General features: G+C 58.4%; 12 protein-coding genes and 1 pseudogene. 2 read left to right on the forward strand and 11 right to left on the reverse strand.

Features of this window, described 5'->3' with window-relative positions:
- Nucleotides 1–75: 75 nt before the first annotated feature.
- The 11 genes from G4G27_RS01940 to G4G27_RS01990 form a co-directional block, all read right to left on the reverse strand.
- On the reverse strand, nt 76–792 hold the full coding sequence (locus G4G27_RS01940) for an ABC transporter ATP-binding protein (RefSeq protein ID WP_183111621.1): 717 nt from the start codon (nt 790–792) through the stop codon (nt 76–78).
- Complete coding sequence (locus G4G27_RS01945; RefSeq protein WP_183111623.1) at nt 789–1,958, reverse strand: hypothetical protein; 1,170 nt, start codon at nt 1,956–1,958, stop codon at nt 789–791. The genes G4G27_RS01940 and G4G27_RS01945 overlap by 4 nt, the downstream gene beginning before the upstream one ends.
- Nucleotides 1,959–1,986: 28 nt before the next feature.
- Nucleotides 1,987–2,769 (reverse strand): ABC transporter permease, encoded by a 783-nt coding sequence (locus G4G27_RS01950; RefSeq protein WP_183111625.1) that lies wholly within the window; start codon nt 2,767–2,769, stop codon nt 1,987–1,989.
- Between the two features lie 10 nt (nt 2,770–2,779).
- Nucleotides 2,780–3,964, reverse strand: a complete 1,185-nt coding sequence (locus tag G4G27_RS01955) for a hypothetical protein (protein WP_183111627.1) — start codon at nt 3,962–3,964, stop codon at nt 2,780–2,782.
- On the reverse strand, nt 3,961–4,932 hold the full coding sequence (gene rfaD, locus G4G27_RS01960) for an ADP-glyceromanno-heptose 6-epimerase (RefSeq protein WP_183111629.1): 972 nt from the start codon (nt 4,930–4,932) through the stop codon (nt 3,961–3,963). The genes G4G27_RS01955 and rfaD overlap by 4 nt, the downstream gene beginning before the upstream one ends.
- 60 nt (nt 4,933–4,992) lie before the next feature.
- Nucleotides 4,993–6,459 (reverse strand): D-glycero-beta-D-manno-heptose 1-phosphate adenylyltransferase, encoded by a 1,467-nt coding sequence (gene rfaE2, locus G4G27_RS01965; RefSeq protein WP_202049653.1) that lies wholly within the window; start codon nt 6,457–6,459, stop codon nt 4,993–4,995.
- A 69-nt stretch (nt 6,460–6,528) separates the two neighbouring features.
- A complete protein-coding gene (locus G4G27_RS01970; protein WP_183111631.1) occupies nt 6,529–7,746 on the reverse strand; it encodes an AGE family epimerase/isomerase in 1,218 nt (405 codons plus the stop codon).
- Nucleotides 7,747–7,866: 120 nt separating this feature from the next.
- Nucleotides 7,867–8,412, reverse strand: a complete 546-nt coding sequence (locus G4G27_RS01975; RefSeq protein ID WP_183111633.1) for an HAD-IIIA family hydrolase — start codon at nt 8,410–8,412, stop codon at nt 7,867–7,869.
- Between the two features lie 92 nt (nt 8,413–8,504).
- On the reverse strand, nt 8,505–10,226 hold the full coding sequence (locus G4G27_RS01980; protein WP_183111635.1) for a glycosyltransferase family 9 protein: 1,722 nt from the start codon (nt 10,224–10,226) through the stop codon (nt 8,505–8,507).
- A 103-nt stretch (nt 10,227–10,329) separates the two neighbouring features.
- Nucleotides 10,330–11,601 carry a glycosyltransferase family 1 protein gene (locus tag G4G27_RS01985; protein WP_183111636.1) on the reverse strand — a complete coding sequence of 424 codons (1,272 nt, stop codon included), beginning with the start codon at nt 11,599–11,601 and terminating at the stop codon, nt 10,330–10,332.
- A gap of 624 nt (nt 11,602–12,225) precedes the next feature.
- Nucleotides 12,226–12,498 carry a hypothetical protein gene (locus G4G27_RS01990; protein ID WP_183111638.1) on the reverse strand — a complete coding sequence of 91 codons (273 nt, stop codon included), beginning with the start codon at nt 12,496–12,498 and terminating at the stop codon, nt 12,226–12,228.
- Between the two features lie 127 nt (nt 12,499–12,625).
- On the opposite strand from G4G27_RS01990, the gene G4G27_RS01995 reads away from it, so the two are divergent.
- Both G4G27_RS01995 and G4G27_RS24085 read left to right on the forward strand, forming a co-directional pair.
- Entirely contained in the window at nt 12,626–14,161 is a 1,536-nt protein-coding gene (locus G4G27_RS01995) for a NosD domain-containing protein (RefSeq protein ID WP_183111640.1), read from the forward strand.
- A gap of 115 nt (nt 14,162–14,276) precedes the next feature.
- A pseudogene (locus tag G4G27_RS24085) lies at nt 14,277–14,470 on the forward strand (IS630 family transposase); the annotation flags it as partial.
- Between the last annotated feature and the right edge of the window lie 11 nt (nt 14,471–14,481).

The following is a 14,481-nucleotide window of genomic DNA, read 5'->3' on the forward strand; positions in this document are numbered from 1 at the left end:
ATCGTCTCTCGTATTCCTTCAATGTCCTGCGCAACACGGTTCAGGCGGCTGGCCGTGTCACAATGATGTTTACGGTTAGAGCGTCGCATAGATGCTGATCGCCAAGTCCAGATCGGAGAATTCCCGACCATATCCGTTCTTCAATATCAACGCCGAGCTGCAATACTCGCGAATGATACCCGTGTCGTGGCTCACCAGGATCATGGCGGCTTCGCGGCGATCCCGAAATAGCGCGTCGTGACATTTTTGATGGAAGCGCTGATCGCCCACGGCGATGACTTCGTCGATCAGGAAACAATCGAAGTCGATGGCGAGCGTCAACGCAAAGGCGAGGCGCGCGCGCATGCCTGAGGAATAATATTTCACCGGGAGCAAAAGATTTGCTCCTAGCTCGGCGAAGTCGTCAACCCGCTCGATCGTCTCGGCGATAGGACTGTTGTAGATACGCGCGATAAAGCGGATATTATCGAGCCCGGTCATGCCCGCCTCAAATCCGCCGCCGAATGCAAGTGGCCACGACATCGACATGCCTCGACGTATCACGCCCGTCGTAGGTCTTTCGACACCACCTATGAGCTTGACGAGTGTTGACTTGCCTGCACCGTTTCGGCCGAGCACGGCAAGCTTTTGGCCTCTGGCGACAGTGAAGTTGATATCGGTAAGCACTTTTTTTGGACCAGTTGGGGTTTCGTAGACCTTGTTGATCGCGCTTGCGACAATGGCCCCGCCGCCCCGGACAGGCACCTCCGATGGCTCTTCGCCCGGGATTACGAGGCGTGGAAGACTTTTCATTGGTCGTCCAGAACCAATTCGGAAAGCGAGCGTACAATCCAGAGTACCGCGATGGCCAGTGCTATGGTTATTAGCAAGTTGCGCCAAGCACGCGGATAAAGCGGCTCGTCGGGTAAGTTCGGTTGCGAGATTCGCTCGACATAAAGTTCGGTGCGGCTTGCGTTGGCACGAGCGCTTGCCAGCGAAAGGCTCGCTGCCAGCAGGTGTTTTTCCGCAACCTCACGCTGCGCCTTCAATGCTTCATACGGGCGAATCCGATTTGCAAGTGAGCCGGGCGAGCCGGCTGCCGCGGAATTCTGGCGGTTCAACTCTGCTTCGATCGCGCTGCGCCGCGCGCGCAACTGTCCTATGACGGGGCTGCCGGGCGCGACGCGTAACGTCTGAGCCAGTTCCACATTGGCCTGGGCAAGGGCCCCGGCGATGCTCGACGAATTCCTGATCGATGCGCTTGTCTCGAGCTGAGGCTCGAGAACTCGCAGATCATTCCGTGTTCCGTTGAGTTGATCCAACGTTTTCGCCAAAGACTTGGTGGCGACATCGACATCCTGAGCGGCAGAATCAACCAGGCTTCCTCGTGCTCGCTGGTTGAGTCCGTTCACCATCTGCTCGGAAGCGCGCATCACGCGAAGTGCAATCGTCTGTGCGTCCGTCGGAGAAAATGCCTGAATTTCGACATGGGTAATGTTGCTCTGCTGATCAAAACTGGGGCGCAGATATTTTTGGAAATGCCGGTACAAATCTTCCTGGCTATGTCCGGTGACAGGCGAGGGAAACGCCGAGAACATATCGACGTCGGTCGCCCCGAACATGCGCGTCACCAGGCCGTCGCGGTTAAGCTTGGCCAGCATATCGCGCGAGCGGATGAACGAGACGATCGCTTCGCTGTTATCGGCGCCGCCGCCGGTCGCCGCGACATTCAAAATGCTGAAGCGCTCCTTCGGGCTATCGAGTGAGCGGACTACATAGCTAAACTCGGAACTGTAGCGGGGCGTTGCGATCACGAAATTGTACAGCACAGCGCCGAAGGTAACGAGCAGCAACGCGCCGAGGAGAAAAAGGTCGCGGCTGCGCTTGCTTTTCTCAGGCACGTCAACGCCATCAGCGGCCTCCTCCAGAAGGACCAGCTGTCTGCGGCGCGTGTTAATGTCCAGCGTGTCCACGGTCACGCCTGTTCCTCCGAACTGCATTGTAGCATCACTCTAACTCGATATGGCGCTGGGCCTTCAGGACCAGCACCCAGCCTATCGCGTTGACCGCGATCACCCAGATCAAGATATAGTCCACGTTCCAGGTCGTGGGCACATCAGTGCCGAAATAGCCCGCCCTGAACATCTCGCTCAGGTGCACGAGCGGTGACCAGAGAACGATCGGCCGAAGTGCTGCCGGGAGCCAATAGACCATGTAGAACACGCCGGTGAGCGGCAGGATAAGATACATGATCGGCTGAATCACGCGATCGAACGCATCAGAAAAATGGGCCAGAGCAGTAATAATCAGTGCGACCCCGAAGCAAAAGAAGCACATCAGCGTCCAAGCGCCGAGTAGCAAGAGATAATCGTCGACAGGCTTGATCACATCGAGCAGCTGAAGTGGAATATACGCGACGAAGAATGAGATCAGGGTGCCGATGCTTTCCAACAAACCTCGAGCGACAAGGATGTCAGCGGGCCTCACATGCCGATGGAATAGCAATCCTGAACCATGGCGGAAGGTGTGCGTGAGGCGGGCGACCATGTGGCGCCACACCGTCAGGAGCGTGTAGCCGGTCAGAACGAGCGGAATGACGCGCACGCCGTGATTGCGTTCCCCATAGATGAAAGACCAGGAAATCATCACGCCGAGCGTAAGCATCAGCGGTTCGATGACCTGCCAGAGAAACCCGATATTATGATGCCCAAAGCGGGCCATCAGCTCACGAATCAACAGAGCGTTGATCGTCCGTGTCTTTTTTCGCAGGCGTGGGAGGGTCGAGGTCATCACCATCGCGCTAACTCATGTTCAGATGTTCGCGGCTGCCGGACACCAACAGGTAGAAGATGAGGAAGGCCCAAAACGACAGCAGGGCTGCCGTCGCGATGTAACGCAGCCTGCGCGGTTCCTGGGCCTCGTCGGACAGGCTGGGACGGGCGATAAGCTCGATAAAGACCTGCTGGCGATCGGCTTCGGAACGCGCCGCATCGAATTGTTTCTGCGCTGCTTCATAGGCCTTTTCGGCCAGTTCGCGCTCGACCAGCAGCTGCTCATAGCCGCCGACTTTCCCGGACAGCGAATTCCGATCCCCTGTCAACTGGTTCTGCTGAGCCGCTACCTGGGTTGAAATGCCGGCGATGCGCTGGCGCAACGCGGGAATGGCCGGATTGTTCGGGGCGCGCGAAAGCATCGCCTGAAGGGTAACCTGAAGTTGCGCGAGTTCCTGCTGAAGCGTGGAACTTCGATCGACCGTCGCGCCAGCGGTCTCCTGAGGATCAATCGTCGCTGTTCTGTCACGATACCGGGTGAGCTCGCCAGTGGCCGTGGCCATCCGTTGAGCAGCGTCGTTCAGAGCGCGCTCGGAGTCGGCGAGACTGTCCCGCCGCGCACGCTTGTTGAGCTCATTTACCCGTTCCTCGCTCAGCGCGACGATTCGGTCGAGGACCGCCTTGGCGTCCTCCGGGCGATAGGCGCTGACCTTCACTGCCGTGATCCCGCTTTCCAAGTCCTTTTCGACGGCGACCTGACGAATGAAATACCGGAACAACGCTTCCTGCGTCCCGGTACGTGAGAGGCCGCCAAAACGGCTGAACATGTCGGCGTTGGACGCGGTATAGACCGTCTTGAGGTTGATCTGGCGTTCGATCGTCCGCATTACATCCCGAGAATGGATATAGTCTGCAATCGCGTAAGCATCGTCGTTGGCGCGCAGGATGCCGAAGTCCTGCAGATAGGCGGCAGCCCCTAGGGCTGCGGGCTTGTCGGCCGAGCGTACGATGAAGCGTGCTTCGGATATGTATCGGTCCGACGCGAGCAGCCCATAATAGATCACGGCAAGCAGTGTCGGCACGACAAAAATGGCGATAAACAGTGCGCGGCCATAATGAGCCGTCAGATAAACACGCGCCACGTCAATCAGCGAACGGCGTTGACCGTCGTTTATGGGATCGAGCAATTCGAGCCTGGCCTGGGTTTCCCTCATTCGCTCTCGGCCGCCAGATATGCATAGGTAGCCGCCACGCCGTCATGCAGGCTGGTCGCCGGGACCGGCGCACCAATTGCGGCGAGTTTCTCCATCCGCGCCTGTGTGAAATACTGGTACCGACCGACTAGGCTGGGCGGCATGTCGATAAATTCGATCGCTGATTGGCGGCCCACTGCCGCGAACATCGCTTCTCCGGCCTCAACCCATGTCCCGCCGTGCCCGGTGCCGACATTATAGAGGTCTGAGGGGAAATCGTGATCGAGCATCCATGCGATGACCGCCACGCAATCCTCTACATAGATGAAATCGCGCATTTGCCCGCCATCGGCATAGTCGGGGCGATCAGATCGAAACAGCTTAAGGCTTGCGCCGTCGCGCAGTTGTTCGAAATTGGCGGTCATCACCGAACGCATCGGCCCCTTATGCTGTTCGCGCGGACCGTAGACGTTGAAGAATTTCAGGCCGGCCCAGCGCGGAGGAGCGGGCTCGCCTCGGTGCACGATATCAGACACCATGTGATCGAACGCAAGTTTGCTCCAGCCATATGCATTCAGCGGCCGCAATGTGCTTAGATAAGCATCGTCCGAACGATCCTCGAAGCCTAGATTGCCGTCGCCATAGGTTGCGGCCGAGGAGGCATAGATGAAGGGAACGCCGCGCCGAGCACAGAAATCCCAGAGCATCCGGCTCAACCGAATATTGCTGCGAACGATCAGGTCGACATCGCGCTCAGTCGTCGCGCTGATCGCGCCCATATGGATCACGCTTGACACAGAATTGCCGTTCTCGGCGAGAAAACTCTCGATCTCCTCGGGAAAGATCAACATATCCAAGCCCGCGTGACGTAGGTTTTTCCATTTGTCATCCGTCCCGAACCTGTCGGCCACAGCGATCGGTCGGCGCCCCTGCAGGGCTGCAACGACATTTGCGCCGATAAAGCCTGCGCCACCTGTAATGAGAATCATGATCGATCGTTACCCATATGCATTCTGTATGCGCGAAGTCGGCAGACGTGACGGTTTGCGTTACCGCGCAATTTCCAACCCCTGCTGAATGCGCTCAACTGCTCGCGTCGTGGAAAGACCCGGGACCAGTTCGATCAAATGGACCCGACCACCATCCGCCTTGACCTCGCGCGCGCCCACTACCGCGTCCTCGGTATAATCGGCACCCTTGATCAACTCTGTCGGCATCAGCGCCTTGATCAGTTCAAGGGGAGTATCGTCGTCGAAAATCACAACAAGATCGACGGCATCTATCGCGGCCAGCACTTGGGCACGCGAGGTCTCGGGCTGGATGGGGCGGTTCGGGCCTTTGAGCCGGGCCACCGACTTGTCGCTGTTGAGACCAACCACGAGATGATCACACCGGGCCCGCGCTTGGCGTAGGATTTCAATGTGACCAGCATGGACGATATCAAAACAGCCATTCGTGAAACCGACCCGCAAGCCCTCGTCCTTCCAGTGTGCGACCAGCCGTGCAGCGTCATCAATACCGCAAACGGCGCCTATCCTGGGTTCGTCGACCGCAGCAACCGCCCGGGAAAGCTCGGCGCGACTAAGCGTGGCGGTGCCCAACTTGCGCACGACCGCGCCAGCGCCCGCGTTGGCCAGCATCGCGGCCTCGTCCATGGCGAGACGAGCGGCGATCCCGGCGGAGAATATCGCCAGCGCGGTATCGCCAGCACCTGACACATCGTACACTTCGGTCGCTGTGGCGTGAAAATGCTGCATCTCCATGCCTGGTCGAAACAGGGCCATTCCGTCCTCGGACAGGGTCAGCAAGATCGAAGATCCCGTCGTCGCCATTGCATGCTCCGCAGCGACGCGGCTGATGGAAAGATTCGAACAGGGCGTCCCGATAAAGGCAGCGAGTTCACTTCGGTTCGGCTTGATTGCGGTCGCGCCAGCATAGGCCGTCAAATCTCGTCGCTTGGGATCGACGACGACCGGAATGTCCAACCGGCGGCAGTGTTCGATTACATGTCGGAGAACTCGGTCGCTGAGCATTCCTTTCGCGTAATCCGAAATCGCGACGGCGTTGTACTTCGCTATTGCAGCGTCAAACCGGGCAATGATCTGCGTCTCGATCTCAGTACCGAGCGGGGACGCATCCTCTTCGTCGCAGCGCAGCAACTGCTGGCTGCCGCTGACAAGGCGTGTCTTGAGCGTTGTCACGCGGCTTGGTGCGACGATGAGCAGTGTCGGGTCCACGCCGATCGACGACAGCATCCGCTGGCACTGGAGGCCCGATTTATCGTCGCCGACGACGGCGATAAGCCCACAGAAGCATTCCAGAGCCGCAAGGTTCGCGAGTACGTTACCAGCACCGCCGAGCATCGCATGCTCGCTCGACACATGCATGACTGGCACTGGCGCCTCAGGCGAGATCCTGGTTACCGAGCCATATCGAAACATGTCGAGCATGATGTCGCCGATGACAAGCACACGTGCTCCGGCAAACGCCAGTCTTTCCGGGAGATAGATTGACACCTTAGCCCTCGCCGATTTCGACGGGGCAACGGCAGCCGGCCTGTAAGCCGCACCACATCGAATCCCTGCTCACCATGGGAGCCCACTGAAATGCGGGTGGCCCTGGCGGTGCCGCAGCAGCTCGGTGAAAGCAAAGAAGAGGTGATAGAGTGTCGAGGCCGGTACATGATCCGACATTGGCTGGTAACTGCCGCTTTCTACGGAATCGATCCAAAATCCAGTCTCCAGTTCGGCAGCGGGGCCGCTCGCCTGAGCTTCCAAGAAATAGCGCGAGATGCGCGCGAGATTTTCCTCGACTGCGACATCGTTGAAGCCCTGGCCGCTGCCATGAAGCTCCCGCATTGCAATCTGCGCCTTGAGGAACTCCGTGTTTGGCCAAACGCGCAGATCTGAAGCAATGGAATTGCCTCTCGGACAAACGGCCGACAGCACTAGTCCCGTCACCGGGTCATGACCGTGGCGCAAGGCAAAATCAAACAGGCGATCGGCGATGGCGAAGGCGCGCGGCTTATCCATAAGAGCGCCATAACGGTGCAACAACCATACCCACTCATAATGGTGTCCGGGCTCGACCCGGATCAGGCCGCGTCGCGCAAGCGGTCGCCAGTCGTCATCAAAAAACTCGCTTAGCGTGCCGGTCGCGGAGTCGATCATGGCATTTTCGGCAAGTTCAAAAAGCTCGTCGGCCAGATCTTGAAAAACCGGCCGCCCAGAAAACGCGGCAAGGAAAATCGCCGCCTCGAAGAGGTGCATATGCGGGTTTTGCTGGTGCGGCCCGGTATCGTGCGCGCGCGCGACAAAACCCCTCCCCGATGGGCTTGCCAGCTTTTTCCTGACATTTGCGACCGAGTGCTCCGCCAGCAACAGCGCGTCCTCATCCCCCGAAAGCCGGTACCACCATGCTATCGCAAAGAGCCCGAAGGCGATGTCATACAGATCCGCTGTGGGATCAAGCACAGTCCCGTCGGGAGCGATGAGGCAATGAAACTGCCCGTTGTCCACGCCCCTTTCGATGAGGGCGCGGGCGGCGCGCGGAGCACCTGCGGCGGCGGCAGAATTGCCCCCGATCGCGGCGTGACTGAGCACGTAGGTCTGCCGGGCCATAACGCGGATGCGTCTGAAGCCGGGCTCGATCGGGCGGCCGCTCCAGTCGAAGCGCTCCACGACCGGGACATGCGTCGAGGGAGCGGCTGCGTGTAGCAAACGGTCATAGTCTAGGACGCCAAGCCAAGTACGTGGTTCAAAGCGCATGTCGGATTCGACGCGGTGCAGGTTATCAGCGTACATCTGCTCATTCACTTCTATTTTGGACCGGAGCGACACTGAAAAGCGTTGTCGGTTCGCCCGATAGTGCGTGAGACAGTGCTCGCTTCATAATCGAGCGGCGCGGCGCAAACTTGCGTCGCGTCATCGCGCAAACTCAGCAGGGCCGATGTCGGCAATGCTCCCGACGAAACGAAACTGCGGCCACGGTTCAATCTGATTGCGAGAAGTCGCCCATTCCTCGACGGCATTGCGTTCGCCAGCACCGTGTCCGGTCAAGACATGGACAGCGAAGCCAGCGCCAGCCTCTGCGCCGGCCATCACATCACTCAGGCTGTCACCGACCATTACCGAGCCTGGCAGGTCGAGCTGCAACTCCTTTGCCGCAGACATGAGCATGCCGCCTTTTGGTTTGCGCCACGAGCAATAGTCGCCAAAGTCTCCTTGACCCTCGGGATGAAACGGACAGGCATAGCTGGCGTCGACAAGCCCCGGGCCAAGTTGCTCGATGATCCGAGCCTCGACTGCTAGATACTGTTCAGCGCTGATCAGCCCGCGCGCCACGCCGGACTGATTGGTTACGACGACGATCGCGAAGCCGGCCGCGCGAAATGCGCGTATTGTCTCGACGGCACCATCGATAAGGGAGACCGCGCCCGGATCGGAAAGATAGGGAATATTCTCGATCATAGTTCCGTCGCGATCGAGGAATAACGCGCGTGCGTTTGGAGCGGGACGTGTCGCGATCCTGGTCCAAGGCGCCGATCGATCTTCGGGGACAGTCACCGGTTCGTTCCGATCGCGGCTTTTACCGCATCGACGACCTCGGCGGTAGTGATTGCGGCAAGGCAGGGGCTGAGGGACCGCTGGCCTGTAACCTGGCAAGGCATGTCTTCGTTGCGCCAACACGGCACGCATCCAAAGCTTTGGGGCTTCCACAGGATTGTCACCTTGGGGTGATGTCGAGTGAAGGTCCGGGCATCGGTCGGACCGAAAAGGGCGATCGTCGGAATGTCGTGTGCTGCGGCGGCGTGCAGGAACGCGCTGTCGACGCAGACCATCACCTTGACCCGCGAAACCAATGCGAGCGAATTTGCCAGCGCAACACCGGCGGTCGTCGCGATGCCCGGCCCCTGTGGTAACCCGTTTGCCACATGGTGAAAAATCACGATATCATATTGATCCGACAGGGCAGCGATGATCGCGGCAATGCCCGGATGGTCCTTATAACTGTCACGCGAAAAGGGCTGCACGCCTATGATCGGGCGCGCTCCAAGGCCCTCTCGGGTGAGAAATGCATCGCAAAAGCCTTGCTCATCCGGGCTCAGGAACTGGTTGATATGCCAGCCCTGCGTCTGCAAGTCAGAAAGCCGCACACCCATGGCTCTTGCAAATATCTCCACCCGGCCTCGCTTGACGAATGGCCGTGTCCGGCTTTCATAGCGCCCGGCAGGGCAAAGGCTGAGATTTGCAAACTGACGATAGGTCGAAATGTCTAGGGCAGGGCCGTCGATATCGATAAGTCGAATGAGGGGATTATGGGCAAAAACCGGGAAAAATTTCCGGGGAATCGCAAAGTCGATTGATTTCCCTTGCTTTCGGGCAAGGGCCTCCAGCCCTGGCACCATCATCAAAAGATCGCCAATTCCACCCATGCCGCGTGTGACGAGCGCATCTCCGGACCGGTTCATCCGAAGCGAAAATGGAGCGCTGTGGCGTGCCGATCGTCGCAATGAAAAATAGGTAGCTGCCATCAGCCCGGCATAAATCCACTTCATGACAAACACGGTCATGTTGCGGCCGACGCCGATATGTCCGCGTGTTGCGCGCAAATATGCCTTTGACGCCCAGCGGATGACCGCAGATCGCAAGATAACGATCCTGCCGTGCTGCTCGTGGTTGACGTACGGCGCCATTCTAAGCGCGATCGAGATTGCCGATGGCGCCTTTGGCTGCGCCAGCAGCCAAGCGCCGAAAGCGATAAATGAAACTGGGACGGTGTTTAGCGTGCCCTGGCGTAAATGAGCTTGCGCAAAAAGGTCGGTCAGATCGGTGCAATGCCCCATACTGTTCTCGACAGCGTAGGGCCGCATCACAAGGTGGGACACTAGATCAATTACTTGCTGCGTCCTGCCCATGAACAGCAGGACCTTGCCGTGCAGCACGAGTACGGCAGTCGCTTCACTCGGAAAAATGGCACGGCAGAACTCGTGAAACGCGCCGATCAGCTCCTCGAAACGCTCCGTGACGTTTGGGTCGCGCGTCCGGAATTGAGGCATGCATTGGGTGAAAAAACCGTCGAGCGATGTCGTGATGCGGGCACAATCGCTCGGCCGGATGACCGGATAGCCTGAAACCGTTGATCCCTGACGGCGCAGGTTTTCGAAAAGTCGCTCGATTCTACGGAATTCCGAGAACGCGTTTTCGTCCAGAAATTCGGCAAAGAAACGCGAGAGCATATCGGCATCCGTGCCGGAGCCGGGCTGGCCGATCCTTATGTCCATTATCGATCTCTGATCGGACGAACGATATTGTGACAACATGGCCGCACCCGCGCGCGACAGCTTGATCCCGGTTCGTTTTCGCACATCGGCCAAGACCGGGCCATTAGAGATTCGCCCCGTCTACCGCGATTGGGTCGGCCCCTCGCGGCCCAGCGACGTCACGGTCGGCCGCAAAAAGACCAGCTTCCACCGCGTCACCATGATCCGGGTTATCCTGACGCGCTAATCCCTCGAGCCAAGTCTCTACTCGGTCGAAATGATCCTTCCAGCTAGGCGCCTTATAATCGCGCAGCAGGCGAAGTTGCCGGCCGCGATCCGGGCCGTTCTCCAGAAATGACAAGATGGCTTGTTCCCAAGAGATCGCGTCAAGTGGATCGAGTAGTTTTGGAATGCCTTCTCCGATCTCGCGGAAAGAAGGCAAATCGCTTGCAATGACCGGTGTGCCGACCTGAAGGGCCTCAACCAGCGGCAGCCCGAACCCCTCCGCAAAGGACGGCATAAGCAACGCACGCGCCGACCCCATCCAGTGACCGAGTTCCTCATCCGGGCAATGGGACAAGGTTGTTACATGATCCCGTATGGTCGCGCACCGCTCAAGCATGCCCTCCACATGAGTTGCCTGGGCACCTTTCTGGCCGACGATGATGAGCTTGGGCGCTGCGGCGCCGAGGCGCTCGACCAGCCTGCGCCAGACTTGAAGCAGCAGGAAGTGGTTCTTGCGCGCCTCGATGGTTCCGACGCAGATAAAATGCGGGTGAGCCTTTAACGGTATAGCGGAAGGCTTCTCGAATTGCGCACCCGCAAGCCATGCGCCGATGACCGGTGGCATGCGCACGCTTTCCCGTGTCGCGAACTGTTCGAGCTCCAGGCTTGATGCCTCAGAATTGGTGACAATGCCAGAGGCATGGCCAAGGGCATTCATGACGCGTCCGCGATGTCGCACGACAGAATTCGGATTGCAAAACTCCGAATGCGTTAGCGGAATGAGGTCGTGGACGAAATATATCGCACGCAACCCGCATGCTTCAACCCAGCGGACGAGCCGGCCAAGATCGATGTCGGTGTGGCCAACGTTAAGGTAAAACGCTCCCCGGCAATCCATAACGCTCTGGGCTCGAGCCAACGCCATTGGCGCGAAGCGGATAAGTCTGCCTCTGAAATCTTCGTCGCTTTCGATGAGAAGGTCGAACAGTTGCTCGGAATGCCTGACCGAAAGGACGCGGGGAATCCCGCGATACTGGACAACCGCCTGAGATCGTTCTCTAAAATTCTCGAGATACGCATAACACACTCGGTCGATACCGGTCGCAAGTCTGTGCGACCAGCTTCGCCAGACCAAGCGGCTTACATCAAGCGCAAATTCGCGTTTCAGCATCGGCTTATTTTCGACCAGCGAATAATTAATATGGCAACGGGAGCGAACGCTGGCGTTAAATTACAGCACAAAAACAGCAGGTCGCAGCGACGGCTTCTCCGTCCCAAGCAGATTCTAAAATGCGACATGCGACCAGCCGGTCCAAAACGGCAGCGGAAAGATTCATTTTGGTTTCATCCTACGCAACACGATGCACCGCAGTCGATTGTCCATATGCGCGCCGAAGCAAGCGCGTCAAACGCTTTGCGGTCGAATATATCTGTTTTGGCTCGAAATTCTGAGCGCTTGTCGCATAAGCATTAGGAAGATAGTCGAGATTGGTTTCTGCGATCGTCGCGACATGAAATCGACCGCCCGCTGTGATGCTTTTGCGGCCTCGCAGCCTTGGCTCCTGGATCGACTGGCAGAGCGGGTCGGCAACCCAGCCGGTCGAGGCGGAGTGCACTCGCAGGGCCGTAGCGCATTGATAAGGTCTGGGCGATGCCCAGATTGCAACGCGCCGCGGTAAGGTTAGAGAGGGGTAACCTGGCCGTGCCCCAGCGCGGCATATCTGCAACAGGGAAGCAAGGTTTCCGCAGGGTATTCAATCGCTTTCGTCCTGTCGGCACCAAAACAGTAGCGGAGTTAATTCGGATTGGCGATGGTCGTCGTGCCCGTAAACGACCCGGTTGCAGTCTTGCGCTGCCCCGCTGCGTCATAGCGGACCTGGGTATCGCCAACGATCCCGCCACTCGACGCGTAACCATTGGCGATCACCACCCGGTTCATGCTGTCATAAGCAAACCATTTCTCCTGTGCCGCGAGGTAGATCGACGTATCGCCACCCGTGTTGAGATAGTCAAAATCGGCCCGCTCACGCCGGACATTGCCAACCGCGTCTTCTGAGCGAAGTCGCATTGTTTGTGCCCCAAGCCGGGGCGCGGCGAATCCGTTGAATCGATACCGCGCCGCGAATCTTGCAATGTAGGATTTGGATTGTTCTGTATTTGTTCTCAGCAATCCAGCTGAGTCGAGGAATTTTGGAATGACCATCTACCAGCGCCCAGGCACAAGCATCGTGCGCGATATGGACGTCAAGGTGTCGGAGTGCGAAGTCAGCGTGCGGGATTGGGGAGCAGTCGGCGATTATACTACCGATGATACAGCGGCGATCCAGGCCTGCCTGGATAATGCGCCGCTGGGATCAACGGTTTGCTTTCCGGCGAACGCTTCCGGCTCGTCCGGAATCGCGCAATACAGGGTCACCCAGCAGCTTAACATCACGCGCCAGCTCTCCCTGCGAGGCGAGCAGTCGAGGATCGTAGGCGTTTTCGCCGGCGTGCATGTGAATGACGATTTGCTTCGTTTCTCTGTGCCGCTCGAGATTCGTAACGTCATTATCGAGCAACTGACGCTCAATTTCAATTCTGGCGGACGGCATGCGATCTATATCGGCAATGCGAGTGGCAATGGCGCGCTGGGATGGGTGATCCGGGATTGCTCGATCGCGGCGGGCGCAAATGCGACGGGGCGCGCGATCATGATGGAATATGTGGGAACCCATTTTAACCGCATCTATAACAACCAGATCGCGGAAGGCGGTGTGCATCTGAAAGGCGCAGATGGCACGATCATCGAAGGCAATCTGATTTTCGGCAAGCGCTGTGGCGTGATCGTCGAGCTGGTCAACGGGGCTTACAAGACGCAGATCTGCAAGAACGGCATCACGTCGCGCGACGGTGGGGTCTACCTCAAAGCCGCGCAGCAGGTCGATATCGAGAACAACCAGTTCGAACAGGGGATCGAGGTCCGTGACACGAATATTAACGGCTTTCTGATCTCGCCAGGGAATGCCGCTGGATCTCACATCATTGCCTATGGTGGTGACGAACTGGTCCGTGATATTCGGATTCTGGGCAATAATTTCGGTTCCGGGACCAATCAGGAATCGGCGATCTCGCTGGTTGGCTACACGCGTGACATTCTGATCGACGAGAATGTCTTCGCGTCATTGGGCACGACATCCTTTGACGTCCGTATCTTCAGCCCGACCTGCCAATATACCGTGATTGGCAATCGCAACAGGATGTACGGGCTGGCGCGCGCCGGTCTGTCGTCGCGAACGCAGAGCAATACCCTCGATCCCAAGAAGTTGCTGTTGGTGTCGGACGGAGGCAAGGGCACCTATGGTTATGCGGCGCGCAAGATAAAAACGGTTCTCGGCTTGCAACATGGCTGGGATGCGACGGCGGATTTCTCGATCTGGAAGGATGAGGACGATCGACTGCATACGACGGGCGCGCTGATCCACGGTACCAATTTGGGTGGTACTTTGGCTGGTGTTCTGCCGGTCACGATGCGCCCGGCATCTGGCAGTAGCTTCTACTGGCATGGCGCCCACAATGTTGCGACGTCCAACCTGCAGACGCGCTTGTACGTTGTTGGTGCCACTGGTGAAATCTATGTCGAGACAGCGGAGGCCCCCAATGTCGGTGGTGGCGGATCCTCGCCGACGCTCAGCTGGATGCATCCCACGCCCGCGATCCAGGGGCGTACCGATTATCTCTCAGGGCCGGTCTGATCGGCTGCCAGTAAAACAACGAACCCACTGGCTTGTTCTCTTCGGATCGGCGCCTCCGCGCCGGTCCGGAAACCCAAAGTGCTGGCCCACGATATCAGTGATCTGCTTGTGGGAGGATTTTGACGGAGCGCCGTTGAGGCGGTTGGCGCGCGGATCCAGGAACGTGATCAAGCCCGTCGGCTTTTGGCCTTGGCCGAGATACACGACAACGGCAGCCGGACCGCCGCGGCCCGAATCGGCGGACAGGGTTTGCGCGACTGGGTTTGGTTTAACGCGCGAGACCCCGCTGGCCTGCTTATCGGCAAGGCACTCTAGAAGCG

This window comes from Sphingomonas sp. So64.6b (assembly GCF_014171475.1).
GTDB classification, from domain to species: Bacteria; Pseudomonadota; Alphaproteobacteria; order Sphingomonadales; family Sphingomonadaceae; genus Sphingomonas; species Sphingomonas alpina_A.